Below are 25501 nucleotides of genomic sequence, written 5' to 3'. Positions count from 1 at the left end.
AGTTCGGCCAGGTCGGCGCCGCGCGGGCCCTCACGGGTTCATCCGGGTGCGCCGGGAGTAGCGATCAGCCTCCGGGCCAGATGCGTCCTCGCCATCGGGGAGCGGTAGGGGGTCGTGCACCGTCGGCTGCCGTGGGGGCGGCACGGCAGTTGGGCCACCATCCAGCACCTCAATGCGCTGTCCGGGGCGGGCGTGCGCGGCGATGCGCCGCCGCTCCTTCTCGGAGGCAACGAACACCACCAGCGCTGCAAGGCGGTCCTGGATGGCAGCGACCCTACTGGCGACGGGGCAGATGACGCCGTACGGGTTCATGCCCACGTACACCGGCACGCCCATGGCGAACTCGGCGGCGCCACCGTCTTCTACGAACGGGTGGACGCCGGTTTCCCGGCGGATGAACGCAAAGGCCGGATTCTCCAGGGCGGCCTGCCTTTTGCGCAGCGCGTGAATGGCCGCCGCGTGATCACCTTGCGCCGTGGCCCTCTCGCCGGCCTCCCGACGCCGGTGTTCCTGGAGCTGCTCCCACCGGACCCGCTCCTCGTCCAGGAGGCGGCGTTTTTCCTCCTGTTCCTGGCGCTTCCGGCGTTCCTCCTCCTCCAGATGGGCGGCCTCCTGCTGGGCGTATTGCGGGGCCGTCCAGACCGAAAGCCGAGCCTGAAGGGGGCTGCGTACGGGACCCCGGCGCCGGTGCGGCACCACCCGGCCGGTGAACACCCACCGCAGGAACTCCGCGAGCGGCACCTGCGGGCCCGCTTCCCACTGCCCACCGGAGAACTTCGCCAGGCCCTCCGCCACGACCAGGCCGTCACCGTCGACGGCCTTCACTCGTGCAGAGGGCACCCGTCCGAACCACGGCGGCCGGTACCGGTCGCTGAACCACACAGAGGGCACGCCATCTGCCTGCATCCGTTCGGTACGGGCGGCGATGTCGTCCGCCGTGATGGGCGAGAGCTGTGCTTCCAGGGCCATCCGCCAGGCTCCGGCCGGATCGCGCGCCAGCACGTCAGCCCGCCATGTGCCCTCCGGACCGCCGACCTCTAACTCCGCATGCGCTCCGGCATCTCGGGCGGCGGCTGCCAGCTCTAGCTTCAGCAGGTGGTGCGCCAACGTCTCCCCGGCGAGTGCACATTCCGGGGCCCCCGGGGCGTGGGCGAAGAACCGCAGGCCGCTGGGGGACCGCTTGGCGTGCATCGGGTGCCGGCACTCGTCGCAGGTGATCGGTGCGGGCGGCCGGACTCTCCACACCGCCTCCCACGACCGCCCGCACCCGAGGTCCGGCAGGTGGGAAAACACGGTTCCCCATTCTGCGTGCACAGCACGGAACGCCATCCGCCCTCCCCAGTCGCTGATCACCTCAGAGTGTCGCGGCGACCACTGACAGTCGGTACTAGCGGATTCGGACGAGCGGCCGGAAATCGGCCGCACGTGCCCTCATTGGGCTGTGGCGTGCGCACCTGCATGGGTGTGATGGCCGGTCTTGGGGCAGCTGTGACGGTGCTCAGTGGCGCGCCATCGGGCGAGCCAGCCGCGGCGCACGTGGCGGGCTGCCGCCGACAGGCCGCTGTTCAGTGGCCGGGGCGCAGGGAGACGACGATGTCCTTGTCCGTGTTGCGGGTGATGAACAGTCCGGAGCCGTCCGCTGTGGTCAGGTAGGGGATTTCGGTGCCGACGCTGAGAACCTTCGGGTCCCCGGTGACCGTGCGGAGGTTGAGCTGGGCGGGGACGGGTTGGGTATCGCTGCCGATCGAGTCGTCGCGGACGGCGCCGTAGGCGGTGCCGTCGTCGCGGAGGGAGGCCAGGACGATGGTCTTGCGGTTCCCGTCGCCTTCCAGGCAGATGCCCCGCTTGGTCTTCAGATCAAACGCGAGGGGGCCTGCGGCCAGGTAGCGGCCGTCGGGCGAGGTGATGACGGGGAAGTCGCGGCTGGCGCTGGTCTCGTCGGGGATGTCGTAGTCGCAGACGACCTGGGCGGTGAGCGTGCCGGTGGCCAGTTCGTGCACGGACCACACGGCGTTGTCGTCCCGGCCGTACCTGCCGCCGGTGTTCCAGCCCGCCAGGACATACCCGTGGGCGGCTGCGTAGAGGGTGCCGTTCCACGAGTCGAGGATGCCGGTGGTGGCGTTGACCTGCTTGGGCCGGATGGAGTCGCTGAACCACTTCCCGGGGATGCCGAAGCCTCCGCCGCCCATACCGACGAGCGGACCGTCGGGGGTGGCGGCCATGACACGGCTGCTGTTGCAGGCGGCCGCCTTCTCGCACTGCGGCAGGAGCTTGTTGGCGTCCTCATACACGGTCGTCTTGCCCGTGGCGACGTCCACCGCGGCTGACGAGCGGGGGAACGCGCCAGCTTGTCCCCAGGCCACCAGCAGCCGGCCGCCCGATGCCTGCACGCGGATCTCGCCCGGGTCCGCCGAGAGGAGGACGTCGATTTCCTTTACCGGCTTGACCGAGGAGCCGGAGGCGTCGGCCGGGTAGAGGGCCAGGCGTACCACCTCGACGCCCTCGTGGAGATCGTCCTTGCCGCGCATGCCGTGCGCGTACGCGACCACGTAGCGCCGGCCGTCCTGCTCGAAGCCCATCACATCGGGGATCTCGGCGGCCTCACCGGACGTGCTGTCGCCCTGCGCGCCCTCGACCGGTGTGGGAGGGTTCCACGGCGCGGACCTCCAGGCGACCTTGCCGCTGCTGCCCGACCGCGCGGTGACGGTGTAGCCGTTGGAGGCCACCTGCATCACCGCGACCGTCTGCGTGCCCGGAACGTTCGTCACCGGCAGCGTGGTCACCGACTGCGGCACCCACGCCAGGTTCTCGTCCCAGCCCTTCGCCGCGTCGTAGGCGGCCGGCACGCTCAGCTTCACCAGAGGCTCCGCGCGGTCTAGCGGACCGGGACCGCCGTGCTTGGCCGAACCGGCATCCGACCCGGAGTCCGAACAGCCCGTCAACACCGTCAGCACCAGTGCCCCGGCCACCGCCGCACGCGCCCGCATGATCCCCCCGCCCTCGTGATTGCCATGATCCGATCAGCTCCGAACCCTAACAACACACCTCGAACCCCGTCGTCCGCCAGCCCTGCGATCAAGCCATCTCCTGCGACATCGCCCGACGAGCACCCACAGGTACGTGGCAAGACGAGAAGCGGCAGGCACGCGTCTGGCCCCGGCCCTCGGCGGGCCGGGAGTCTCGCCGCACGGTGGGCGGGCGCCGGCTGACCGTGCCCGGCTGGCCGGCCGGATGAGGTACGCAGACCGCGCGGCGCGGGCGCGACCCCATCGCCACCCGCACCGCACCCCCAAGGACCCCAACGGCGCCGTAAGACGCCTCGGCCGCTCGTCCACGGCGGCGAACGGAAACCTTCCTGAAGCCATGAAACGGACCGCTTACCCGTATCCACCCGGGCAGGATGGCCTGCATGGACCAAGGATGGGCGGCCGTCGTCGCCGCCATAGCCGCTGGCCTCTTCGCCCTCGCCGGTGCCTCTTGGGAGCTCGACGACAGACCGCAGACCAAACTCACGTCCAACACGACCAGTGGCTACGTGACCAGCGACAACAGGCTTACGTGTCCCTCATGGACCCCTGGGACCAGGCCGTCAAAGCCCTCGACCGGATCGTGGCCGGATGGGACGATTTGGTCCACGCTCTGGACTCTGAAGGTGTGGCCCACGAACTCGAAGAGACGATCGTGACCGCGTCCCAGGAGGCGTGGGGTCTGATTGCGAAACCATTGGAGCGGGTCGCTCTGCTGGGTCCGGAGCCGGTGGACGCGGCCGTGCAGGAGGTGGAGGCCGCGTTTGGTGATGCCCAGGCTTGGCTGGCCCGGGCATCGTCCCCAGCGGGACCTGTTGAGTGGGGCTCCAAATGGCCGGACACGATGACGCGTCTGCACGCAGCTCGCAAAGCCTTCCTTCTGGCGGCGAAGGACTAGCTCCGACGCGTGCCGCAGCCCGGGAGTAAGCCCAACGCTGGCGTTGTCACGTTGTTGGGTGTGTGACTGCCTGACGGTGCGTCGGGGCAGGGTGTGCTTGGGAGCCGGGCCTGTGCTCAGGCTGCGGTGGCGAGGCCGGCGACGCCGGTGATCTGCTCCCAGATTGCGAAGCGGACGGTCATCTCGGCTCGGTAGTCATGGGCGGGCATCAGATGGCGGCGGGGCCGGAAGTGGGGCGAGATACCGCTGAACGCGGACAGGAACCGCTGCGCTCCGCCTGCGGAACGGAAGCCTTTCATCGCCCGTTCGCGCTGCCTGGTGGGCTGGTGGCTGTTCTCCGCGCGGTTGTTCAGGCCCTTGTGCGAGCGGTGCTCGACGGAGGGCATGACCTCGCGGTGGGCGGCGCCGTAGGTGCGGAGCTTGTCGGTGACGATCACCCGCGGCACCATTCGGCTCTTCTTCATCAGCCTGCGGAAGAAGCGCCTGGCCGCGGCCTTGTCCCGGCGGTTCTGCACGAGGATGTCCAGGAGGTTGCCGTCCTGGTCGACGGCCCGCCACAGGTATTGCAACCGCCTGTTGATCTTGGTGAAGACCTCGTCCAGGTGCCACTTGTCACCGGGCCGGGGCTGCCGGCGGCAGCGCGCTGGCGTAGGTCTGCCCGAACTTGGCGCACCAGCGGCGGATCGTCTCGTAGGAGACGGTCACGCCGCGCTCGAGCATCAGCTCCTCGACCTCGCGGAACGACAGAGGGAAGCGGAAGTACAGCCACACACAGTGGGAGATGACCTCGACCGGGTACCGGTGCCCCTTGTACAACAGCGACACGGCCCCCACAGGCAGCCCCCTCCAGCACGATCAACCAGAAGATCATCCCACCGGCCAGCCAACGTGACAGTGCCCGCTAGTCACGTTAGACGCCACTAACCTCGGTGCGCGGTGAAACTTGCAAGTCCCTCCAGTCTGCCGGACAGGGCCCGTCCCGGGGGCAGTGCTTCGGCGGCGCGACCGACCGCGCAACCTTCACCCCGCGGACATTTATGGGGACCCTGTGAACGCCCTAACACGCCGCAGGCTGCTGGATAAGCTGCACTGACGCCCAAGATCAAACACGAAGGGCTGCCTCGCAGGGGCGTAGGGGTGGCCGGACAGGTACGGAAGAGTGCGAAAGACAACGGGGAAGATCCTCGCGCTGGGCACCATGGCGACACTGGCGGTGGCCGTCAGTGCTTCGCCTGCGGCTGCGGCTGACAAGACGATCCGCAACGTCAAGGGTGTGTATGGCATCAGCGGTGAGTACTGGTACAACAGCGGGTCCTCGACGCGCGGCCTGAACTCCGTCGGGGCTCACAAGTCGGATCTCAAGAAGAAGTCGACGCTGTACGCCCGTTGGCTCTACAAGAAGCCCGGCGGCACCTACAAGGTGGGCAAGTCCTGGAAGAAAGCGACACTGACCCGCGTGTACGACGGAACCTACGACGCCCACGTCGGCTGGGGGAAGAACGACAGCCACACCGGGCCCAAGTTCCCCAAGAACACGGTGATCTGCACCCAGTTCAAGGGCAGCTCTACGAAGGTGTGCGCCACCCTGAAGTAGGGCGCTGGTGAGGCTGCCCGGCCGCCGGAAGACCGGCCGTCGGGCAGCCTCAGGTGTAGCAGTTGAGCGGGCACTGTCACGTTGGCTGGCCGGTGGGATGATCTTCTGGTTGATCGTGCTGGAGGGAGCTGTCTGTGGGGGCCGTGTCGCTGTTGTACAAGGGGCACCGGTACCCGGTCGAGGTCATCTCCCACTGTGTGTGGCTGTACTTCCGCTTCCCTCTGTCGTTCCGCGAGGTCGAGGAGCTCATGCTCGGGCGCGGGATCGCCGTCTCCTACGAGACGATCCGCCGCTGGTGCGCCAAGTTCGGGCAGACCTACGCCAGCGCGCTCCGCCGCCGGCAGCCCCGGCCCGGTGACAAGTAACACCTGGACGAGGTCTTCATCAAGATCAACAGGCGGCCGGAGCTTCCCAAGCTGAGAGCGCATTCGGTGTCGCTGTCCCGGCCAGCTCGATCTGAGCCGGGTCACCTTCATGGACTCCACCGGCATCAACATCTTCATCGCCGCCCACCGCAGCCTCACCGAGGCCGGCGGCTGGATACGTCTGGCCGCCCCCACCGAAGCCGTGATGCGCCTCCTGCAGATCGTCGGCGTCGACGCCGTCATCGACTGCCGTGAAACCCTCCGCCAAGCACTCAGCGACTGACCGATCACCGTACCGGCCATGCGCTGACCGATCGGCTCAGTGCTGATGGTGGTCGCGTTTGGACAGGTAGAGGGGACTGAGCCGGCGCCAGTAGCCGTGCACGAGGTCTTCGGCCTCCTGCACCGCCCGCTGAGCGCGTCGCGCGTCCGTCGGCAGGCGTTGCTCGGCTTGGACCACAGTGGATCCCCTGCCCCGGACCTCCCTCAACACCGTCCAGCGCGAGGCCCGGCGGGATACGGCAGCAGTGCGCGGCCTGCTCCTTCGGCCCGTCAGGCACCATCGCGCGAGCAGTATCGCGGCCACCACTGACAATGCGCTGGCGGCATAGACCTCATGACCGGCCACTGGCTCCTCCTGCCGAACACCCGCATGGACCGTGCCGGATTCATGTGCCCCGGGATCGCATCGTCAACGTCACCGCTGGGCCAAGAAACCCTCACAGCCATCGCCGTGTGGTGGTGGGGTCGGCGCTCAGGCGGCCAGCGGCACGCTCGCCGGGCCTGCTCGACCCTGCCCGGCACGCCGTAAGGGGCAGCATGGTCGGGGATTCCCCTCGCGCCCGTCCACGGACCCGACCAAGACCGGTCCGGTCATCGGTCACCCGGGCGGCCGATGGCCTGGGTGGAAGGCATGGTGCGTGCCGTGGACGCTGCCGGAGCCGATGCTCGCCACCCCCGTGCCTGATCCTGCTCTGCAGCCGGGCTGGGCCGGCGAGCCGAAGATATGGACAGGGTTTCGGCTGTCCGTTGTCCAACCGCAGGTTCCTCTGCGGTGGTCCTTCGAACCCCCGTTGGCTCTACTCGGCCGGCGCGGCGGCTCAGGTGATGGTCGGGGGGGACGACTCGTGCACGCAGGGGCCGGCCACTTGCGTTGGTCAAGCCAAGGCGTGAGAACGTTGGCAGTGGCGGCGTCCTCGACGATCGTTACTACCGAACGAGCGCCGATGAAGAATTCAGCTGCTGCAGCCATCGGCCGTGCCTCGTAAACGCTCGTCCCGCCGACGGGCAGATACAGACGGTCAAAAGAGTCCTCGCCCTTGCCTCGGCGAGTGTGACTATGACTCGTCAGCTGGAGTGTCTCGCCTGAGGAACTGCTCCAATTCGGCCCGTGAAACTTCGGCAAGGACCAGGGTGTCACCGTCCTCGTTGCGTACTACGACTTGAGGCCGTGTCTGGCGCCGGCGAAGCCGGTCGGCGAGGGAGAACAGGGCATCAACCAGCCCGACCACACCGGCACAGATACCGAACACGGTCACGGGATCGGCGCGGCTGCGCTTTGCCTCGGTTACGTCAAGACCGTCAGAGACTGCCTTGAGGTCCTCGTCGATGTCCGTGCCGTGCGGGACAACGAGTTCCAGCAGCACCTGATCATCAGTCATGGAAGACTTCCTTCCGAGCGGGGTACCCAGGGGTGGCGCTGATAGCAGGAGGCGGCTTCCCTAGATAGGAGAAAGCGGCCCAGTCATCCAACTCAACTCGCTCGGCGAGCTGACGTTGGACGGCGTGCACTGCAAGAGCAGGTTCCTCCTGATGAAGGAGCCTCATGTAGAGCGACGTCATGAAGGCGTCACCAGTCTCGTCGCGGACGGCCCAGCGGCTTCCAATGACGGCGCCTGCACCGGCGCGCAGAAGGCTGCCTGTGAGGCCAGAGCAGTCATTGGTGATACCGAAACTGGTGAGTGCACTGGAACATGCAGAGAGAGTAACGGTCACCCCTGGTGTAAGGCTTGTACTCAGTAGGTCCTCAGCGGTCACGCGATACCGGTCCTGATCAGCACGGCTACGGAGCTGCAGTGAGGACTGAAGGGGCGCGACCGGGTTGAAGTCGGCGTGACAGGCAAAGTGGATATTCGTCCACACGCCGGTGAGGGAATCCAACACATCGCGCTTGCTGGCACGCTCCGCCCTGAGAACGTGCACGTTGCCTGCCCACATGTCTTCAATGGATTGGACCTCACTGGCAACATTGGGTAGATCAGCGTCCGGGTATGAGACGACGAGTAATCGAGGGTTTACGTCCGCAGAGCGCACGGGGAATTCTGCGGCCAGTGGTATCGATGGCACGTACGAGACCTTAAACCTCTCCGCGAGACACTGACTACCGTCGATAGGAAGTGCCTCGAACGGAATACGGCTGAGAAGTCCTCCCGTACTGATCGCCAACTTGTCGATGTGGTGGTCCGAGAGCAGCCCCAGCACCGGCGCCAGGAGCGTCCGGGAAAGGCGGGGAAGGACCCGCTGGAACATGGGCATGCGAAAGGTGAGGGAATCGGCCTTGCTGTGCAGATGCCCTAGATCATCGAACAGTTCCTTCTCGTACTCCCAGTCGAGCCCTGCGGTGCGCCACTCATCATCCTCGCGCCACACCAGGGATGCCAGGGCAGTGCCTTTCCCGACAGACACACTAAGGAACCCCAGGCCCGGAGCGAATGATCCGGAGGGCAAGAGGCGAAGTTGTCCAAGCACGTCGACCATGACGTCGCGAATGCCTGTGAGACCGCCGACCGGCGGATAGTACGTGCCGGTGCGACGGACTGAGTCGGCTAATTCCTTCCGATCGATTCCCTGACGTGCTGCGCGAACAGTTGCGGCGCGCAGGGTTTCGGAGGCATTGAGGGCGTCCTCATGCCGCGCGGCGCGCATGTAGGAGCGAGCGAGCAGGTGGTAGCCCGTGGCACACTGATCGCCGATCTGCCTGATGGTGGTCTCGTCCAGTGCGAAGGCGAGCCTCCTACTGATGGCTACGGCCGCCAGCTCGTACAGACGCAACGCATCATCAGGACGTCCCCAGGCTTCATTCTCCATGCCGTGAGCCAGGAGACGTTCCCACGCTTTCTCTTCCGGCAGGCCGGTCAGCAGACGTTCGGGCTGCCTGATTCGTACACCTGCTGGGACTGGCGCTCCGCTCAGTGTCGCAAGCACGGTTCTCGCGCGCTGCTGCTTCTCCCTGATGTCACTGACCAACCTCCAGTGGACGCCGAATCGCTCGATCTGCTTGACCGCCGCGGCGTAATGCTGGAGGGACTCCTTGAGATACTCCTTATGGGCCGGATCGGCGGCGAGAAGGTCTCCCATAAGGAAGCGAACCCTGGCAACATGCTTACGCTTTTCTTGGAGTATCAGGAGCGACCTCGTATCCGGACAATGCCAGTATCGCGTGATGGAGGCCGAGGCGCCGGAGGAGTTCTCCACTCTGAGTAGCAGAATTAACCCACATATTAGGTTGGGATATCAAGCTGAACGCAGCCATCGCCACATTATGGTCAAGCCAAGCACGCTGGTCTGATGGTTCCGAATTGGCGAGGCGGAGATAGATCTTCAATGCATCCACGCCAGCGGACGGTTCGCGCGTTCTTTTGTGGTACGCGTCGAGCAGGAGAGCAGCCATATTCTCCATCGCAGCTCCGTCGCTGCCGTAGGAGCCGCTGTTGGCGAGCCGCGCGGCGAACAGTGAGAGTGGCACTGCGTGGCGGACGCCTTCGGGACGTCCGGCAACCAGACCGACCTCATAGTGGAGGTGCCTCACGTCGGCATATGGGTCTTCCCCCCAGGTGTGCGATCCGGAGGTCGCCTCCCTGAAGGTCGACGGAAGATCCTCATCAATCTCGACGGAAAGCGCAAACGACCGCTTCGACTGGCAGTGAGGGCAGCGCGGATGATTTCCGAATCCGTCGATCACCTTTTCGAACGTTTGGTCGCAGTCGGCGCACAGGCTCAAGACGCGATGCAGGTGCCGCACAGGGATCAACTCGGAGCCGTCCCAAAGGCAGGGTAGACCGAGTTGGAATTCGAGCATTGCCAGCGTCGGGTTCAGCCGCGATACCGATGCACAGGATGGGCAGCGTAGATATATCTGGGCGTCCAGTGACAGGAGTGACCGGACAGGCTCGGCCATGTACGTCATCGGGAGTTGCTGCCGATATCCGGGCTGGAGGCTCAACCAGGAGGTCAGCTGCTCCAGTGCGGCGGAAAGTCCCTCGGGTGGCCTCGAAAAGTCCATCAAGTCCACATGCACCCCCTCCATACCCGCACCTTTCTTGCCCATGGCACCATACCGGCTAAACCTGCCATCTAGTGAGAATCTCTAATATCAGGGTTGCAAAGTGGAGGACTTGAATCCGTGATCCTTTCCGTGCGCACAGCAGAGAAGGGGGTAACGCCGTGACGTGGCGGCGTTCCTGCTGTTCGACGGCTCGTCGTCCGCTTGCCGATCGAGACCAGCGAACAGCGCGCTGAACTCCCCCAAATCAACAGGGTGGACTCCCACGACCCCGCCAGGTCACGGCATTGAAGTGCACCCGCCATCCCGAGATCAACATGGCGCTGGCCGATAGCTCGTGGACTGCTCAACAGCCCATAACCGAAGTGGGACGGGTTCAGGGCCCTGCTCTCCGTGGACGCGGGCCGGGTGGTGCTGCGCTCCAGGCGCGGCACTCAGATGCTCCCGGCGTTTCCCGAGATTGAGGCCGGGGCCGCGCAGCTGCCGGACGCAACCGCGATGGACGGCGAGCTAGGTCGTGTATCGAAAGTGGATCTTGAGCCGTGGATGATCTCGGTTCATGGGGCGGGGAGATCTCACGGATGAGCAGTGGGCGGTGCTGGAGCCGTTGTTGCCGAAGAGGAGGAAGGTGGGGCGGCCGCCGGTCTGGTCCCGGCGGCAGTTGATCGACGGCATACGGTTCCGGGTCCGCACCGGGGTGCCAGGGCGGGACGTGCCCGTCGAGTACGGGCCGTGGGGCCGGATCTACGCCCTGTTTCGCCGGTGGCAGCGGGACGGCACCTGGCACCAGGTTCTCAGCCGGCTCCAGGCCCTGGCCGATGCGAAGGGCGCGATCGTGTGGGACCTGAGCGTCGACTCCACCGTGTGTCGTGCCCATCAGCATGCGGCCGGGGCCCGCAAGCAGGGGGGCCTGCAGAAGGAACCACCGGGCGGTGTCTTCGACGAGCCCGGTGATCACGGGCTGGGGCGTTCGCGCGGCGGGTTCACGACCAAACTGCACTTGGCTGTCGAGCAGGGTCAGAAGCCCATGTCGTTCGTGGTGACGGCAGGGCAGCGGGGGGACTCGCCGCAGTTCGAACGGGTGCTGGAGAAGGTCCGTGTGCCCCGCATAGGGCCCGGTCGGCCGCGCGTCTGCCCCGACCGCGTGCGGGCTGACAAGGCGTACGCCTGCCGGAAGAACCGCGCCTACCTGCGCCGCCGGGGAATCCGCTGCACCATTCCGGACAAGGCCGACCAGGCCCGCAACCGCAAGAAGCGCGGGTCCAGCGGCGGCCGGCCACCGAAGTTCGACCCAGAGGACTACAAGGCCCGGCACGCGGTCGAGTGCGGCGTCAATCGCCTCAAGAGACATCGAGCCGTGGCCACCAGGTACGACAAACTCGCGGTCCGCTACGAGGCAACCGTCCTCATTGCCGCCATCAACGAGTGGTTGTGACGTACTGGTCCGACGACACCTCGAACACCCGGACTCGCCGACCGCCGGTGGGATTGACGGTCTCACGGACCGGACGCATCCCCAGTTTGGTCATGATCCGTTCGGAGGCGTCGTTGCCTACTTGAGTGATGCTGACGATCCGCTCCAGCCCTCCCTCTTCGAACCCGAACCGTACAGCGGCTGCAGCGGCCTCGGTGGCCAAGCCCTGCCCCCAGTGGGAACGTCCCAGCCGCCAGCCGACCTCAACCGCCGGCAGTACCTCCGGCAAGAAGTCGGGCACCGAAAGGCCGGTGAACCCGGCCAGCTCGCCAGTGGACCGGATCTCCACGGCGAACAGGCCGAAGCCTTGTGACTCCCACTCGCTCTCCCATGCCTGGATCCCGCTGCGAGTCTGCTGTTCGTCACGGACGCTGCCGTCACGGATCCACCGCATGACCTCGGGGTCGGCATTGATGGCAGCCATGGGCGCAACGTCTTCCTCGCGCCAGCGACGCAGGATCAAACGGGGAGTCTCAAGCGTGACCATCCAATTATTCTGGATCACAAAGTGGGCTCCCCGCCATCCTCACCAGGCACTTTCGATACACGCGGGACCAGCACATCCCGGTCCCCGGCTGGCCCTACTCGATCATCTGCGCGCTCGAGCCGGGCCGCAGTTCGTGGACCGCGCCCCTGGATGCGCTTCGCCTGGTCCCCGGCGACGACACCGCCACCGTCACCGCCCGGCAGCTGCACGATCTGCTTCAGCGACTGATCACGGCCGGGCAGTGGCAGACGGGTGACCCGGACATCCTTATCGTCGCGGACGCCGGATACGACGCACCCCGCCTCGGCTTCCTCCTCAAAGACCTGCCGGTGCAGGTGCTGGCCAGGATGCGATCCGACCGCGTCCTGCGCCGGGCTGCCCCACCCCGGCTGCCGCACACCCAGGGCCGACCGCCCCGACACGGAGGCGAGTTCGTCTTCGGACAGCCCGACACCTGGGGCACCCCGGACACCGAGACAGTCACCGACACCCGCCTCTACGGCACCGCCAGGGCCCGCTCCTGGGACCGGCTGCACCCCAAGCTGACCCACCGCTCCTCCTGGGCAGCCGCCAACGGCACCCTCCCGATCGTCGAAGGGACGGTGATCCGCCTGGACATCGACCACCTGCCCAGCGGAGCAACACCCAAGCCGGTCTGGCTGTGGTGGTCAGGCACCGACGCCACTGCGGCAGACGCCGACCGTCTCTGGCAGGCATACCTGCGACGCTTCGACATCGAGCACACCTTCCGCCTGTTCAAACAAACCCTCGGCTGGACCTCCCCAAAGATCCGCACCCCCGAGGCAGCCGACCGATGGACCTGGCTGATCCTCGCCGCCTACACCCAACTGCGGCTCGCCCGACCGCTGGCGGCCGACCTGCGGCGGCCCTGGGAGAGACCGACCCCGCCGGACAGGCTCACCCCCGCCCGAGTCCGCCGCGACTTTCGGCACATCCGCCCCACGGCCACCTGCCCGGCCCAAGCACCGAAACCCTCCCGCCCCGGCCCCGGACGACCACCAGGCAGAAAGAACACCCGGCCCACACCCCGCCACGACGTGCACACACCCCGCAAGAAACCACCTGCGAAACAGCGAACGAAGACGTCAACCACCCCACGACCACGCCGCACAGGTTAAAGATCAAGCTAATGCTGTGACCGCATACGTTCACCGGGTCGGTGATCCCTGACGTCAGGAGCCGAGCTTCTAGATCAACACGAGCCACCATGTGTTCATGGCCCTTCCTACAGGCCGAACAAGCGACGCAAGGCGGCGGTCACCAAAGCGTGAGTAGGCCCCAGGGGGTGCTGTCGGGGGCCATCGGTTCACTGATCCGCGGCGCTCAGCCGACCAGTCCCGTCATCGCGTGCGGCCCTACCGCCGGTTCGAGCAGCGACAACGTCCGCTGCTGCGCATCGAGACCGACGCGGATGCCGACCGGCATCGGCAGATTCGGGCCAGCATGCCCGAACTCGACGTTGCCCAGGACCGGGATGTCACGGTCGCCGAGGACGTCGAGGACTATCTCGGGCAGGGTCGGGGACGCGCCGGGCTCGAGTCCACTGACCTCGCGCGGAACGCCAACGACCATGCCGGAGATCCGATCGAGGATGCCGCAGTGTCGCATCACCTGCAGATAGCTCCACACGTACGATGCCAGGCCGCCCATCTCCTCCCAGAACAGCACCGCGCCATCGAACCATTCGAGCGGCAGCGCGAAACACGTCGCCTGCGCCAGCACGATGCGATTGATCACCCCGCCGATCAGCCGACCTTCGACACGACCAGGACGCCAGCACTCCCACGACGGGCTCGCAGGCAGCGCACCGATCGCCGCGGTACCGGTCAGCAACCTGGAGTAGAGCTTCTCGAGTTCCGCTTGGCGCGCCACGGGCGCAGACTGCCAGTGCCCGCCGAAGCCAGGGACGGCCATGTCGGCATGGAACCCGACCAGACCCGTGCGCGCATAGAGCACCAGATGCAGCAGTGAGATGTCGCTGTAGCCCAGGATCGGCTTGGGGTCGGCCCTGATCGCCTCAAAGTCGATCAGGTCAAGGTAGCCGAGCGCCGTCTGGCCACCGTCACTCGCGATGATCGCGCGCACCTCAGGATCACGCAGAAGACCATTGAGCTCCCCGGCGATCTCCGCGGGCGTAGCCGCGCTCCACCAATGGCGCCGCCCTACTTCGAGTAGCGGAGCCCGACGCACGCGGAATCCCATCCGCTCGAGCACAACCACCGTCCGCTCGACGTTGGGCTCGTAAGCGGCCGGCAGCGGACCGGACAGCGATGCGATGACAACGAGATCTCCGGGCCTCAGGGCACGCGGTCGAAGCAGCTGAGGCAGTGCAGAACCGGTCATGGCGTCAGTGTCGCCGGTGCCATTGGTAGGGTCACGCGATTTTCGCCGGTCGTCCGCCCCAGCGCGGCCCTTCTCGCTGCGGATGCGGGCTCGCTCGCGGCGCTGGGCCGCGAGGACATCTGGATGGCGGGCGTTGGTGTTGCGCCAGCGCAGGTAGGCGTGCAGGCGCGAGTCTGGACGGTGTGGTTGCGGTGGTGGGAGTTGGCGACGGTGAACTGCCGCAGTGGCCCGCAATGGGCCTCGATCGGGTTGGCCCAGGACGCGTAAGCCGGGGTGAAGCACAGCTCGACCCGGTTCTTCCTCGCCCAGCGCCGGATCGTGTCGCCCTTGTGGGCGGATAGGTTGTCCAAGATGACGCAGATCGGGGCGCCGTCAGGGCGGGCAGCGCGGATCGACTTCAGCGCGGCCAGGGTATTCGCGGCGCCCTTCTTGCGGCGGTTGACACCGCGCAGGGTGTCGTCGCCGACCGAATAACAGCCGTGGAAGTACCTGACTCCGTGGGTGCGGTGGCAGGTCGCGGGAGCGCGGTGCACGGTAGCCAGTCCGCCCGCCTATCCGTACCCCTGGTCGATCCGGCCCGACAGCGCAAGCTGCTGGGGGAAGTCGGCGGTGTCCATACGGTCAACTCGGTCACCACTCGATCGGTCGGCCCGGCATCTCCCGCCTGCGCCTGTTCGGCTCCCTCACGGAGGCGGGCGCGCACCGCCTCGCGGCACGCCGCGAGGAGCTGGGCGGCTGACCTCCGCTACCGTGAACACCCCGCACGCAACGGGGTGTTCACGGGGAGGCGAGATGCCGGTTCTGCTCTACTACCCGTTGGTGAAGCCACCGACGGAAGTGCTCCATCAGGCGCTGTTGTACTGGGACGGCATCGCCACGGTCGTACCACGCGCACGGAGGGTTTACGAGTTCGCCGTCTCCCCGGAGTTGCGGGAACTGCGGGACCGGTCTCTCTACACGCCGCTGCCCTTCGACATGCGTTCGGTGGAGATGCTGCACGACCCGGACCATGGCACTACTCACAGCGGTTCCCTCACGTCCCAGGCGCTGCGCCAGGAACTGCTCCGCCTGCTGGGGAGTCCGGGCCCGGAGCTGACGTGGCCGCCGGACGCCTTCCTCTACGGCTCGAAGCTGAGCCACTGGCTGGAGGAGCTGCTGCTGAGCCTCGGCCTGGCCGAGCGCTGCGACTCCGAGTACTGGAGCCTCGCCGTGCCACGGCAGGTTCAGCAGCTGATCATCGGCGTCCTGGCACGTGAGCTGGCCGCCGACCACCCGATCATGTACACCGGGCATCCGGTCTCGTACGTGCCCTACACCGACCGCCCGGACGCGTACGCCGCGTCCCTGCGCGCCGCCTCCGAGCGCCGGCTGCCCGCCTACCAGGCGGACCTCGGCGGCCTCCTTCCGGTCCCCGCACCCGGCACCCCCACCGCCGAGGTCCTCGCCTTCCGCGACCGGTACCCCGACGAGCGCGAGCGCCTGATGCGGGCCCTGCACCGCCTCCTCGGCGACCTTCGCCGCGACTACGAGCACCCCGCCGACGTCCTCGCCCAGCTGCGCAGCGAGGTCGAGCGGTCCGTCGAGGACTACCGCGCGGCGGCCAGGAGCAGCCGTATGGCCTGGGTGGAACGGTCGGTGACGGTGACCGTCGCCCTTGCGGCCGCCGCCGGCAGTGTGGTGCAGCCCGGTCTGACCTGGGTGCTGGGAGCGGTGGGCGGCTACGCGCTGAACGTGGCCACCCGCGAGATCCGCCCCTTGTCCCGGGCCCGGGAGGGGCACGACTTCAGCTACCTCCACCGCGTCCGGGAGACGCTCGCCTGACCCTCAGCTTTTGCGGGACGCCGGCGACTTCCATGACCGGGCGGCACCCGGCGGTGACGGCGCGCGGCTCGGAGGTCAGCGCCGGCGCCTCGCACGCCTCAGCCATGACGACCTCGTTGGAGAGCGCGGACGCGGCGACGGCCGACTCCAGCAGCGCCGCGAAGTGCGGCGCCCCCCACTTGCCATCCGGGCGCAAGCCCCGCAGGAACTGAAGGAGATGGTCATGCGGCAGCGGCGACCCGACCTGGCCTGGTAGTGACGGAAGCGGGGCGGCGACCGGACCATGCGCGGGCCGGGTGCGGTGAGGGCCGCCAGCGCCACACCGGATGACGGCGACGTCGTCCTCGATCCATTGCGTCCGAGCGCGCCGGCCCGACGTGCGGCTGCGGGCTTCTTCGCCGCAGCGAGCTGCTCGGCCACGAGCCGGTCGGCGTCCGCGTGCCGGCCTTGCCGAACAGGGAGCGCAGCTGCGCCTCGGTCACCTCCTGGCCAAGCGTGAGACCGAGGGCGGGGAGGCCCCGGCCCACCATCTGCCGACCGGAACCCCAGCGTCCTGCTGCGCCCTCTTCAGCGGTTTGCGGGCCGGTCGGCGACCGGCTGGCTCAGTGGCTCCTCAGCGACCGTCGCACGGGTCGGCGCCCGCAGGCATCGGCTTGGTGTCGGCTGCCAGGCAGGAGGAGTATACCCGCGGCGGTATGGGCTGCGGCTCCGGTTCCGGCCCAGCGCTCAGGGCGATGACCGTCACGACACCGGCGCAGACCAGCCCCGCTATCGCGGCGAGTCCTTTAGCGCGGCTCACCGGTCGGCGCTGAAGTGGTCGAGGATTTCGTCGCTGCAGTCGTACGCGCCGACCGGAGTTCGCGTGAAGGACAACATGCCGTCGTCATTGCCTTCCTGCTTGGCTTTGGCCAGTTGCGTCTCGATGTCCGCGATGTACTCGGCGCACTCGGCGCTGACGGGCTTCTCGGGCTGCGGGTCAGGCGCCGGGGAGGCGTTGAGTGCGGCGGTGGCGGCTATAGCGGCGGCGCACAGCACCGCCCACGCGGCGACCCACGTGCGGCGACTCATCCATAACGGCTTCGGCATCCAGGCATCCTACGAGCACCGCGCGGGCTGGTGCCGCATCAGCGGCCCCTCCCGGGCGTGCGGGCACACCCCTGCGTTCCGGCCGGAGGCAGACCGCAGCGCGGTACACCACCACCCGGCCGCTCCCGGGCCCTCCCTGGTTTCCGGGCGCGGGCCGCCTACACGGGCGGCAGTGACGGCCGCACCACGCCGCCCCCGCCAGGCCCCTCCCCCAGGACCACTCCCCAGGCCCGGCCACCGGCCCACGTACCGGCCCCTCCCCCGGCCACCGGCCCACGTACGGGCCCCTCCCCCGGCCACCGGCCCACGTACGGGCCCCTCCCCCGGCCACCGGCCCACGTACGGGCCCCTCCTCCGGCCGGGCCGGGCCCGGCCGGAGGACGGCGCCGGCTCGGCAGGCGTGTCCAGGACGAGCAGCCCGGCCGCGTCGCTGCCCAGCATCAATCCCGCGCCGCCACCAGGAAACCCCGACCCGGCGTGCGCGGCAGCCAGGCCCGCCACGCCTGGAGTGGAGCCTCCATCTCCCCCGCCGGAGCGGGATACGCACCCCCAGCCGGGCCAGACGCCGGGGCCGGTTGAACTCATCGACCGGCCCCGGCACCGGCCCACCCGTCACCTCCTCAGCCCAACCCCCGTGACGGGCCTCGCCGAAGAAAGAACCGGTACCCGCCTGTGCCATCTCCCCGCGCGCCTGCGTCCCCGCACCACGCTCCCGGCCCTCCGCCAGCCAGCCGTCCACATCCGCCGGCCGCACCCCCCACACCGGCACCCCGGCACATCATTTCGCCTCGCCGAACACCTGGACTCGGCCCAGATCGCGGCCTCGATCGGGTCAGTCGGCGACGCTTACGACAACGCGCTCATCGAGTCGACGATCGGTCTGTTCAAGACCGAAGCCATCAAGCCGCAGCGGCCATGGGAGACGCTGTCGGACGTCGAGTTCGCCACTGCCGAGTGGGTCGACTGGTACAACCATCGCCGACTCCCGGTGAGACAGTGCGCTTCTCGCCCGTCGAATACGAAGCCAACTTCTACCGAGCAACCACGAACTCCCAGGTCACAGCCAACATCTGAGATCTCTACCGAACCCGGAACGGTTCAGACGTAGCGCATTCGACACCGAGCTCTACCGCGACCGCAACACGGTGAAACGTTGCACCAACAAGATCAAGGAGTGGCGCGGGCTCGCCACCCGCCACGACAAGATCCCGGTCAGCTACCTCGCCGGACTCCACTTACGCGGCGCGGTCATCTGGCTCCGCAGCCTCACATGAAGATCTCAACTCGACACAGTCTCTAGTCGGAGGAAGGCGGGCTACTCGGCTGGCCGGGACGGCAGAGTCAGATTGGAGTAGAGGGTGGGTCGTAGAAGACCATGCACCCATCGAGCCTGCGGGACACCTCCAATGCATGCCCGACGCAGGCGTAGAAGCTGTCACCGTCCGGGCGTAATGCGTACGGCATCGCTGCCATGAGGCACCCGGCAGGACCGCGCCGATCGCGTTCACCAGGCCGGTGTGAGCGTCCGAGACGACCAGCTGGACACCGGACAGACCGCGGGCGGTGAGCGAGCGCAGGAAGGCGAGCCAGCCCGTGCCGTCCTCGCAGGTGGCGACATCGATGCCGAGGATCTCGCGGTGGCCGTCGGCGTTGACGCCGACGGCGATCAGCGCGCGTGGACGTTGATGATGCGTCCGCCCTCGCGGCCCTTCTGGGTCAGGGCATCGACCCATATGAACGCGTAGGGGCCGGCGTCCAGAGGGCGGTTACGGAACGCGGTGTACTGCTCGTCAGTTTGGCCATCGCGCTGACCTGGGACTTCGACAGCTGGGTGGCCCCGAGGGACTCGGCGAGTTTCTCAACCCTGCGCGTGCTGACGCCCAGCAGGTAGGCGGTGGCCACCACCGAGATGAGGGCCTGCTCGGCCCGCCGTCGCCGTTCGAGGAGCCAGTGCGGGAAGTAGCTGCCCTGCCGCAGCTTGGGAACGGCGCGTTCGACGGTCCCGGCCCGGGTGTCCCACTCGCGCGGGCGGTAGCCGTTGCGGTGGTTGACGCGTTCGCCACTGACCCGGCCGTATTCGGCGTTGCAGAGGGCATCGGCCTCCGCGGACATGAGCGCGTCGGCGGCCCGACGCGTAGGGGCAGTCCGTCCGCGTCGGACAGGACGTGCATCTTGGAACCGGGCTTACCCCGGTCCACGGGGCTCGGACCTGTGTGTTCGGCCCTTTTTTTAGCGCGGACGTGCGCGGAGTCCAGGACTGCGCGTGACAGGTCGATCAAGTCCTGTTCGTCCAGGAGCTGGAGAACCTTCCGATGCAGCCGGCCCCACACACCGGCTCTCGACCGGATGACGAAGCGGCGGTGCACGGTCGACTTCGACGCCCCGCACGGCGGCAACGCCCGCCAGGCGCACCCGCTGACCAGGACATAGACGATCGCAGCGAAGACCGCCTCGTCATCGATGTTCGCGACCCCGCCCCCTTGCGGCCGCACCCGAGCTGGCGGCAGCAACGGCCTCACCAGCTCCCACAGTCCGTCCGGAACGATCCACCCCCACCGTCCACTCCCCATGACCAGTACAACTGCCAACTGACCATGTAGGACAGTCTTAGCCGCGCAGAAAGCCATCAAGTACGAGGAGCGGCACGCGAAGGCTGCCGAGGCTGTCGAAGCGTTGCTGACGATGACGCCCTGGGCTCTTGATGTTCCTCCCGGTCCGTGCGAGACGGCGTCTCATCGAGGTCAACGTGTTCGTAACTGTCCATAATCAGGGCAACGTCACAGACCGTTGGCAGGACACTGCAGGACAACGCCTGCGGCGGCCTGCCGCAGGTAGACCCCACCCATTCCCGGGCCTGCGTACTCGGCCTCTACTGGTAGGCCTCGTTCAGCGCCCAGATCGCCCAGACGGTCACGGCCAGCGACAGCACAACGGCCGTCGCGCCAAGTGCGACTCCCGCCCGCGCCCGGGAGGGATCGGCCGCCTCCTGGCCCCGCGCCCTGCGCAGCGCGACGAGGCCGCAGACGACCGCACCGATCCCCGCCGACACGATGAAGTACACGGGAAAGAAGCGGACCCAGTTCGGGACCCAGGCAGGCAGAAACGGGCAAATCAGCATCGCGATGGCGGCAGCGCCCGGCGCAAGCGACGTCGTACCCCGCGGCTGCTGCCGCACCGTCAGCTGTTCACGCGACCCGGCTGTCTGCTCAACGGAACTCATGCTCCGGATGCTAGGCAGCAGGTACCGTGCTCCGCTTGGGCGCGAGTACCCAGATCGTCCTGAGTAGCCCGCAGTCGACGAGGTGAACGCCTGCTGTACGGCCCGGTCCAGGCCGTCACCGATGAGACTCACGATGAGCCTCCTTCATTGATCGTCTGTGTGGCGTTGTGGCCGCTGATCTCCGTTCCGCTGTGCCCCGGGGTCGCCATAGGGGGTAATCAGCGCTGTGCGGGGCGCTGAAGAGGCGGGTGTAGGGTCTCGCCGCCGATGGCATGTCGATCTTCTGTGACCTGTTGGTTCTCTGTTGTCTCACCGCGATGTCACCCAAGATCAGTCTCAGATCGATGCCATTTCCCCGGCGGAACGATGAGTCTGCGGCTAAGCCACCGAGCACGAGGACTACATGCGGGCTCAGATCGCGCACCGATGAGTTTCCCGTGCCGCGCCGGTCTGTACGCGTGAGATCGACTCACGGAAGGCTGGCGCCATGCGGAAACTGATCTACGGCATGAACCTGACCCTGGACGGCTACATCGCCGCGCCCGGCGACGACATCGGCTGGAGCGTGCCGAGCGACGAGCTGTTCCAGTTTTGGTCCGACCAGTTGCAGGCGACCGACCTGTCGCTGTACGGGCGCAAGCTGTGGCAGACGATGAGCTCCTACTGGCCGACCGGCGACCAGCAGCCCAACGCCACCCCGGCGGAGACCGAGTTCGCGCGCCGCTGGCGGGACATGTCGAAGGTGGTGTTCTCCTCGACGATCGACAAGGTCGACTGGAACACCCGCCTGGTCACCGGCGACGCGGTCACCGAGATCACCCGGCTCAAGTCCGAGGACGGCGGCCCGATGGACATCGGCGGCGCCACGCTCGCCGGGGCGGCCATGCGGGCCGGGCTGATTGACGAGTACGTGCTGGCCACCGCGCCGGTCCTGGTGGGCGGCGGCACGCCGTTCTTCACCGCGCTGGACAGCTGGGTGAACCTGAACCTGGTGGAGACACGGACGCTTCCCCGCGGCGTAATCCTGACCAGGTACGAGACGAGGCGCTGAGCGCCCGTCCGGGAGTCACGGGCCATATGCTCCGCGGGTGACACCGGAGGAGCTGGCTCGGTCGCGCCGCGCACGCGACCTCATGGACCGCGAGTACGCCGAACCGCTCGACGGACCCGCGACGGTGCGGGCCGCCCTGATGTCGCCCTCGCACTTCGACCGCCAGTTGCCCGCCGCGTACGGCGAGACGCCCTACAGATCCCCGCCACCCGAATGGGTGAAAGCTCCGACCCGGGAGTCTCACAACTGGTTGGTGAGCATCGCGGCGATGTCGGGCTGACTTGGAGGCTCGTCTTCGGTGGCCATGCGGTGACGTAGAGACTGAACGTGGGCGTTACTACAGGATTGCGGCGTGGCCTGGGCTGCTGGGCGGGGAGACAGAGGATCGCGATGTTGTGCCGGGCATCATGGAACGATCTTGGGTGGCTGGTGTGATCAGGGCGTCGGAGTCGTCTTGGATAGCCCTTTTCAGCGGGCTGAGCCCGCGTCCTTTCAGGAAGCTGGTGACCGCGCTGCGCCGCGAAGGTGCGGATCCGGTCCGCAAGGGCCGGCCGTGGTCCCTTCCGCTGGAGGACCGGGTGCTGCTCGTGTCGGCCTACTGGCGCACGAATCTGACGATGCGCCAACTCGCGCCGCTCTTCGGTACCTCGAAGTCCGCGGCCGACCGGATCATCGACCACCTCGGTCCCGCACTTGTCCAGCGGCCCCGCACGCGGTTCGCCAAGGGCACCGTGCTCATCGTGGACGGCACCCTGGTCCCCACCCGCGATCACACCATCGCCGAGCGGTCGAAGGACTATCGGTACTCCACCAACCACCAGGTCGTCATCGACGCCGACACCCGCCTGGTCGTCGTGATCGGCCGGCCGCTCGCCGGCAACCGCAACGACTGCAAGGCGTGGGGGGAGTCCGGTGCCAAGTCCGCTGTCGGCAAGACTCTCACGATCGCCGACGGCGGCTACCCGGGCACCGGACTCGTCATGGCGCACCGCTGCGAGCGTGGCCAGGCAGAACTCCCGGACTGGAAGAGGAACACAACAAGTCGCACAAGCAGCTCCGCGCCCGCGTCGACCACGTCTTCGCCCGTATGAAGACCTGGAAAATCCTCCGCCTTATGCCGACGACGAGCGCGTGCAAACCAGCACGCGAGGCCATCGCCGCCGGCGCCGAGGTAAGGGTTTTGGATAGGGAGGTGCCCCATTGGATGGTCGCCGGCATCGCCGCAGCGAGGTTGAGACGGTCGTGGGCCCGCGGCCTGCAGGAGATCATCGGCCTCGACGAGACCGTTGAGATCCTCGCGCGGCACCGCGGCGAGCAACTGCGTACCGGGATCATCGACGCAGCAGACCGGATCTGGTCCTTCACTCTGCGGCCCCCGCGCTCTCACCACGGGAGTCCGTCCCCGTCGGCCCCACGTGCGGGCGCGCGGCGGCGTCATCGCGAATCCGGCCTCGTCCTCGAAGAGGATCCAGGCCCCGAGCGCCGCCGCGGTCCTTCCAACTGCGGCCACACGTCCTTCTTCCAGAGCTCGTCCGCGTGTTCGTCACGTTCCAGCGCACGGCGGGCCGGGGCCAGGACCAGCCATGGCGGTGCAGCAGCCGCCACACTCCCGCGATGGAGCAGCTGATCTGGAGTTGGCGGCCGATCAGCGTTCTGACGCGTTCCAGCGTCCTCCGCTGATCTTCCCAGCCATGCGCGGCCGGCCCTTTGGCCAGTTCCTTTTCCAACAGGGCGAACCGCTCGTCCGACAGCTTCGGCAGTTTCGCGGGTCCCTTCGACTTCAGCCCCTCCACGCCGCCCTCACGCCAGTTGCGGCGCCATTGCTCCACCGAACGCTCGCTCACCCGCAGGTCCTTGGCGATGACCGAATTCCTGTCACCTCGTGCGAACCTCCGCCCGGCCTCCAGCCGGATCCCTTCACGCGCAGCCCGCCGCTCAGCAGTCAGGCCCCCACCATCCGCGTACCGCATAACACCGGCATACCGCGGGGATCACCCAACGTCACCACCCGAAGGCAACCCGAAAAGGTCAGTACCTGGGCCACCGCCCACCGTTCGTCGGTGAACCTCGCCCCGCAGCCGGTGCAGACGGGACGGCGGGCCTCACGCTCGGCTGCCTCTCCACCACATCGGAGGTCTTCGCCATGTTCAAGACCCTCCAGCGTCAACAACGCTCGTGCTCAATACATCTAGCGCTTGTGAGATCGAGGGTCGCCGGGGTGGTGGGGGTAGAGGGGCTGGAGCCGGTCCCATTGCCGGCTCACGAGCTGCTCGGCTTCCCGCAGGACCTCGACACTCGCATCCAGGGTCTGGGGACGCCGTTCGGTTGCGCCGTTGAACCGGTCGGCGGGCTGAGACGAGTCGGGGCCGGGGCGATGCGACGGCAGGACCAGCGAGCGGAAGCGATGGCTGAACCGCTCGCGGGGGGTTGCCCACCAGCGCGCCGCCAGAACGACGACCGTGACGACGGCCGCGGTCGTGGCAAGAGGGGGATGCGCGGTCATCATGTGTCCTTCCTCCAGGACGGCTCAACCGGCCGTCGACGTCTGCCTGGGCCGGGGGGCGCATGTCGACGGGTCGGGTCAGCCTGGCCAGGTGCCGGTCAGCTGGCGGGTGGCGCTGGCGCCGCCGCGGTCGACGGCGGCTTTGACGCCGGCGAAGATCGCTCCCTGCAGGACGGCTGCTGACAGGACCTCGCGCCAGGTCCGGTGCTCGTCGGTGGCGTCGGGGGCGTCCTCGTCGTGCCCGAGCTTCTTCCAGACCTGCTTGAACACCGCGCCGGCCAGCACGCCGCTGATGGCGCCCATGGCCATGCCGACCGGCTTGTAGGCGATCTTCGAGGCTTTCATCGGTGCCTCCTGGAGCGGCGGATGAGCAGTAGCGCAATGAGTGCGCCGGCCGCGGCGAACAGCGGGGTGCGGTTGTCCCGGGCCGCGTGCATGCCCTGGCTGGCCTTCTCGCGTACCGGCTCGGGAGCCTTCTCCCGGGCGAGCTGCCCGGCATGGGCTGCCTTGTCGCGGACCTGTTCGGTGGCCGCGGCGGCCTTGGCACGCACCGGCTCCGGGGTCTTGTCCTGCACCACGTGCGCGGCGTGCGTCGCCTTGTCCCGCAGTTGGGCCCGGACGTGGGTGGTCTTCTCGGCGGCCTGCTGCTTGACGGCCGCCGTCTTCTCGCGGGCGCGGGTCTTGACATCGGTCTTGGCCGCGAGTGCCTCGACGGTCTCGCCGAGATCCTCGCGAGTCGCCTCGACCTGCTCACGCAGTTGTTCCGGGGAGGGTGCGGCCTCATCGCCCGTGTTCGGCTTGTCCTGGGTCATCGCTGTGCCTTCTCCTTGATCTCGGCTACATCGGCCTTGACGCTGTCCACGGTGTGCTCCGGCGTCGGCGGGGATGCCTTGTTGATCTGTTGCTTGCCCAGGGCCGCCATCATGGCGGTGACGGCGGCTAGGACGGCGGTGACGATCAGCGCCACCACCCACACATCCATGCCGAGCGAGAGCGCGGCGATCACGGTGGCCACCAGTGCCTGCAGGGTGAGGACACCGACCAGGCCGGCGCCGCCGAACAGTCCGCCTCCCTTGCCGAACCGCTTGCCCTTCTGGGTCATCTCCGCCTGCGCCAGGCGCATTTCATCGCGGACCAGCTGCGACAGCTGCTGCGAGGCACGCTGGACCAGGTCGCCGACCGGTTCCAGCGCTCCGCCGCCGGTGCGGGGGGGGGAGCCTTCTGTTGTCATGGGTGCTCACCTGTTCCCTTCTCGCGTTTTCGGCAGGCCCTGTACCAATTCGGCGATCTCCTTCCACCGTCTGATCGCGGGTTCGCGTACCCCGGCCGC

21 protein-coding genes and 11 pseudogenes are annotated in these 25501 nt (G+C 67.7%); 12 read left to right on the top strand and 20 right to left on the bottom strand.

From position 1 onward, the window contains the following. Positions 1–30: 30 nt before the first annotated feature. Both ACIPFH_RS35355 and ACIPFH_RS35350 read right to left on the bottom strand, forming a co-directional pair. Positions 31–1107 carry an RNA methyltransferase gene (locus tag ACIPFH_RS35355; RefSeq protein ID WP_401833115.1) on the bottom strand — a complete coding sequence of 359 codons (1077 nt, stop codon included), beginning with the start codon at positions 1105–1107 and terminating at the stop codon, positions 31–33. A 458-nt stretch (positions 1108–1565) separates the two neighbouring features. Then, positions 1566–2858, bottom strand: a complete 1293-nt coding sequence (locus tag ACIPFH_RS35350) for a hypothetical protein (RefSeq protein WP_401833112.1) — start codon at positions 2856–2858, stop codon at positions 1566–1568. A 709-nt stretch (positions 2859–3567) separates the two neighbouring features. Between ACIPFH_RS35350 and ACIPFH_RS35345 the strand changes: the two genes are divergently transcribed. Then, entirely contained in the window at positions 3568–3924 is a 357-nt protein-coding gene (locus ACIPFH_RS35345) for a hypothetical protein (protein WP_401833111.1), read from the top strand. A gap of 116 nt (positions 3925–4040) precedes the next feature. Here the strand turns inward: ACIPFH_RS35345 and ACIPFH_RS35340 are convergent. Further along, positions 4041–4758: pseudogene (locus ACIPFH_RS35340) on the bottom strand (IS6 family transposase). 325 nt (positions 4759–5083) lie between these two features. Between ACIPFH_RS35340 and ACIPFH_RS35335 the strand changes: the two are divergent. From ACIPFH_RS35335 to ACIPFH_RS35325, 3 genes and pseudogenes are all read left to right on the top strand, one after another. Further along, positions 5084–5518, top strand: a complete 435-nt coding sequence (locus tag ACIPFH_RS35335) for a hypothetical protein (RefSeq protein WP_401833110.1) — start codon at positions 5084–5086, stop codon at positions 5516–5518. A gap of 143 nt (positions 5519–5661) precedes the next feature. Then, positions 5662–5880, top strand: a pseudogene (locus ACIPFH_RS35330) (IS6 family transposase); the annotation flags it as partial. A gap of 64 nt (positions 5881–5944) precedes the next feature. After that, on the top strand, positions 5945–6166 hold the full coding sequence (locus ACIPFH_RS35325) for an STAS domain-containing protein (RefSeq protein WP_401833344.1): 222 nt from the start codon (positions 5945–5947) through the stop codon (positions 6164–6166). A 36-nt stretch (positions 6167–6202) separates the two neighbouring features. Here the strand turns inward: ACIPFH_RS35325 and ACIPFH_RS35320 are convergent, their stop codons facing one another. The 4 genes from ACIPFH_RS35320 to ACIPFH_RS35305 form a co-directional block, all read right to left on the bottom strand. Continuing rightward, entirely contained in the window at positions 6203–6343 is a 141-nt protein-coding gene (locus ACIPFH_RS35320; RefSeq protein WP_401833108.1) for a hypothetical protein, read from the bottom strand. Positions 6344–7220: 877 nt separating this feature from the next. Continuing rightward, on the bottom strand, positions 7221–7544 hold the full coding sequence (locus ACIPFH_RS35315; RefSeq protein ID WP_401833105.1) for a hypothetical protein: 324 nt from the start codon (positions 7542–7544) through the stop codon (positions 7221–7223). Beyond that, positions 7537–9240 carry a CHAT domain-containing protein gene (locus ACIPFH_RS35310; protein ID WP_401833102.1) on the bottom strand — a complete coding sequence of 568 codons (1704 nt, stop codon included), beginning with the start codon at positions 9238–9240 and terminating at the stop codon, positions 7537–7539. Before ACIPFH_RS35310 ends, ACIPFH_RS35315 begins: the two co-directional genes overlap by 8 nt. A 25-nt stretch (positions 9241–9265) precedes the next feature. Continuing rightward, positions 9266–10210 carry a hypothetical protein gene (locus ACIPFH_RS35305; protein ID WP_401833100.1) on the bottom strand — a complete coding sequence of 315 codons (945 nt, stop codon included), beginning with the start codon at positions 10208–10210 and terminating at the stop codon, positions 9266–9268. A 514-nt stretch (positions 10211–10724) separates the two neighbouring features. On the opposite strand from ACIPFH_RS35305, the gene ACIPFH_RS35300 reads away from it, so the two are divergent. Beyond that, positions 10725–11600, top strand: a complete 876-nt coding sequence (locus ACIPFH_RS35300; RefSeq protein ID WP_401833097.1) for an IS5 family transposase — start codon at positions 10725–10727, stop codon at positions 11598–11600. Here the strand turns inward: ACIPFH_RS35300 and ACIPFH_RS35295 are convergent. Continuing rightward, entirely contained in the window at positions 11584–12126 is a 543-nt protein-coding gene (locus ACIPFH_RS35295) for a GNAT family N-acetyltransferase (protein WP_401833095.1), read from the bottom strand. The genes ACIPFH_RS35300 and ACIPFH_RS35295 overlap by 17 nt on opposite strands. Positions 12127–12188: 62 nt before the next feature. Here ACIPFH_RS35295 and ACIPFH_RS35290 point away from each other — a divergent pair. Next, positions 12189–13265: pseudogene (locus ACIPFH_RS35290) on the top strand (transposase); the annotation flags it as partial. 205 nt (positions 13266–13470) lie between these two features. Here ACIPFH_RS35290 and ACIPFH_RS35285 read toward each other — a convergent pair. Beyond that, positions 13471–14490, bottom strand: coding sequence for an LD-carboxypeptidase (locus ACIPFH_RS35285; protein ID WP_401833094.1), 1020 nt, complete (start codon positions 14488–14490; stop codon positions 13471–13473). A 31-nt stretch (positions 14491–14521) separates the two neighbouring features. Then, a pseudogene (locus ACIPFH_RS35280) lies at positions 14522–15017 on the bottom strand (transposase); the annotation flags it as partial. A 265-nt stretch (positions 15018–15282) separates the two neighbouring features. Between ACIPFH_RS35280 and ACIPFH_RS35275 the strand changes: the two are divergent. Continuing rightward, positions 15283–16311: a hypothetical protein gene (locus ACIPFH_RS35275; protein ID WP_401833092.1), complete on the top strand. Its 1029-nt coding sequence runs from the start codon at positions 15283–15285 to the stop codon at positions 16309–16311. Here ACIPFH_RS35275 and ACIPFH_RS35270 read toward each other — a convergent pair. Both ACIPFH_RS35270 and ACIPFH_RS35265 read right to left on the bottom strand, forming a co-directional pair. After that, complete coding sequence (locus tag ACIPFH_RS35270; protein WP_401833342.1) at positions 16274–16660, bottom strand: hypothetical protein; 387 nt, start codon at positions 16658–16660, stop codon at positions 16274–16276. The genes ACIPFH_RS35275 and ACIPFH_RS35270 overlap by 38 nt on opposite strands. Before the next feature lie 446 nt (positions 16661–17106). After that, positions 17107–17397, bottom strand: coding sequence for a hypothetical protein (locus ACIPFH_RS35265; protein ID WP_401833089.1), 291 nt, complete (start codon positions 17395–17397; stop codon positions 17107–17109). 775 nt (positions 17398–18172) lie between these two features. On the opposite strand from ACIPFH_RS35265, the pseudogene ACIPFH_RS35260 reads away from it, so the two are divergent. Continuing rightward, positions 18173–18382: pseudogene (locus tag ACIPFH_RS35260) on the top strand (integrase core domain-containing protein); the annotation flags it as partial. 130 nt (positions 18383–18512) lie between these two features. Further along, a pseudogene (locus ACIPFH_RS35255) lies at positions 18513–18671 on the top strand (IS5/IS1182 family transposase); the annotation flags it as partial. Between the two features lie 141 nt (positions 18672–18812). On the opposite strand, the pseudogene ACIPFH_RS35250 reads toward ACIPFH_RS35255, so the two are convergent. From ACIPFH_RS35250 to ACIPFH_RS35240, 3 genes and pseudogenes are all read right to left on the bottom strand, one after another. Next, a pseudogene (locus tag ACIPFH_RS35250) lies at positions 18813–19518 on the bottom strand (IS256 family transposase); the annotation flags it as partial. 5 nt (positions 19519–19523) lie between these two features. Next, a pseudogene (locus ACIPFH_RS35245) lies at positions 19524–19967 on the bottom strand (IS5 family transposase); the annotation flags it as partial. Between the two features lie 299 nt (positions 19968–20266). After that, positions 20267–20617: a hypothetical protein gene (locus ACIPFH_RS35240; protein WP_401833086.1), complete on the bottom strand. Its 351-nt coding sequence runs from the start codon at positions 20615–20617 to the stop codon at positions 20267–20269. A 487-nt stretch (positions 20618–21104) separates the two neighbouring features. Between ACIPFH_RS35240 and ACIPFH_RS35235 the strand changes: the two genes are divergently transcribed. The 3 genes and pseudogenes from ACIPFH_RS35235 to ACIPFH_RS35225 form a co-directional block, all read left to right on the top strand. Continuing rightward, entirely contained in the window at positions 21105–21668 is a 564-nt protein-coding gene (locus tag ACIPFH_RS35235; RefSeq protein ID WP_401833085.1) for a dihydrofolate reductase family protein, read from the top strand. 82 nt (positions 21669–21750) lie between these two features. After that, positions 21751–21864: pseudogene (locus ACIPFH_RS35230) on the top strand (AraC family transcriptional regulator); the annotation flags it as partial. Positions 21865–22090: 226 nt separating this feature from the next. After that, positions 22091–22779, top strand: a pseudogene (locus ACIPFH_RS35225) (transposase); the annotation flags it as partial. Positions 22780–23102: 323 nt separating this feature from the next. On the opposite strand, the pseudogene ACIPFH_RS35220 reads toward ACIPFH_RS35225, so the two are convergent. From ACIPFH_RS35220 to ACIPFH_RS35200, 5 genes and pseudogenes are all read right to left on the bottom strand, one after another. Beyond that, positions 23103–23638, bottom strand: a pseudogene (locus ACIPFH_RS35220) (winged helix-turn-helix domain-containing protein). 218 nt (positions 23639–23856) lie between these two features. Continuing rightward, complete coding sequence (locus ACIPFH_RS35215; protein WP_401833083.1) at positions 23857–24174, bottom strand: hypothetical protein; 318 nt, start codon at positions 24172–24174, stop codon at positions 23857–23859. A gap of 75 nt (positions 24175–24249) precedes the next feature. Continuing rightward, positions 24250–24516, bottom strand: coding sequence for a DUF4235 domain-containing protein (locus ACIPFH_RS35210; protein ID WP_401833081.1), 267 nt, complete (start codon positions 24514–24516; stop codon positions 24250–24252). Further along, positions 24513–24983, bottom strand: coding sequence for a DUF3618 domain-containing protein (locus ACIPFH_RS35205; protein WP_401833079.1), 471 nt, complete (start codon positions 24981–24983; stop codon positions 24513–24515). Before ACIPFH_RS35205 ends, ACIPFH_RS35210 begins: the two co-directional genes overlap by 4 nt. Beyond that, positions 24980–25402, bottom strand: coding sequence for a phage holin family protein (locus ACIPFH_RS35200; protein WP_401833076.1), 423 nt, complete (start codon positions 25400–25402; stop codon positions 24980–24982). Before ACIPFH_RS35200 ends, ACIPFH_RS35205 begins: the two co-directional genes overlap by 4 nt. Positions 25403–25501 lie beyond the last annotated feature (99 nt).

Source organism: Streptomyces sp. NPDC088157 (genome assembly GCF_044741545.1).
GTDB lineage: Bacteria > Actinomycetota > Actinomycetes > Streptomycetales > Streptomycetaceae > Streptomyces.
This window is presented reverse-complemented; position numbering and strand designations above follow the sequence as displayed.

Bases quoted from the DNA above. Each gene is read 5' to 3' on its own strand.
- ACIPFH_RS35315 (WP_401833105.1), bottom strand. From the start codon at position 7,544: ATGACTGATGATCAGGTGCTGCTGGAACTCGTTGTCCCGCACGGCACG.
- ACIPFH_RS35295 (WP_401833095.1), bottom strand. From the start codon at position 12,126: ATGGTCACGCTTGAGACTCCCCGTTTGATCCTGCGTCGCTGGCGCGAG.
- ACIPFH_RS35275 (WP_401833092.1), top strand. From the start codon at position 15,283: ATGCCGGTTCTGCTCTACTACCCGTTGGTGAAGCCACCGACGGAAGTG.
- ACIPFH_RS35200 (WP_401833076.1), bottom strand. From the start codon at position 25,402: ATGACAACAGAAGGCTCCCCCCCCCGCACCGGCGGCGGAGCGCTGGAA.
- ACIPFH_RS35285 (WP_401833094.1), bottom strand. From the start codon at position 14,490: ATGACCGGTTCTGCACTGCCTCAGCTGCTTCGACCGCGTGCCCTGAGG.
- ACIPFH_RS35215 (WP_401833083.1), bottom strand. From the start codon at position 24,174: ATGATGACCGCGCATCCCCCTCTTGCCACGACCGCGGCCGTCGTCACG.
- ACIPFH_RS35345 (WP_401833111.1), top strand. From the start codon at position 3,568: ATGGACCCCTGGGACCAGGCCGTCAAAGCCCTCGACCGGATCGTGGCC.
- ACIPFH_RS35235 (WP_401833085.1), top strand. From the start codon at position 21,105: ATGCGGAAACTGATCTACGGCATGAACCTGACCCTGGACGGCTACATC.
- ACIPFH_RS35265 (WP_401833089.1), bottom strand. From the start codon at position 17,397: ATGCCGAAGCCGTTATGGATGAGTCGCCGCACGTGGGTCGCCGCGTGG.
- ACIPFH_RS35240 (WP_401833086.1), bottom strand. From the start codon at position 20,617: ATGAGTTCCGTTGAGCAGACAGCCGGGTCGCGTGAACAGCTGACGGTG.
- ACIPFH_RS35310 (WP_401833102.1), bottom strand. From the start codon at position 9,240: ATGGGAGACCTTCTCGCCGCCGATCCGGCCCATAAGGAGTATCTCAAG.
- ACIPFH_RS35305 (WP_401833100.1), bottom strand. From the start codon at position 10,210: ATGGGCAAGAAAGGTGCGGGTATGGAGGGGGTGCATGTGGACTTGATG.
- ACIPFH_RS35205 (WP_401833079.1), bottom strand. From the start codon at position 24,983: ATGACCCAGGACAAGCCGAACACGGGCGATGAGGCCGCACCCTCCCCG.
- ACIPFH_RS35300 (WP_401833097.1), top strand. From the start codon at position 10,725: ATGGGGCGGGGAGATCTCACGGATGAGCAGTGGGCGGTGCTGGAGCCG.
- ACIPFH_RS35210 (WP_401833081.1), bottom strand. From the start codon at position 24,516: ATGAAAGCCTCGAAGATCGCCTACAAGCCGGTCGGCATGGCCATGGGC.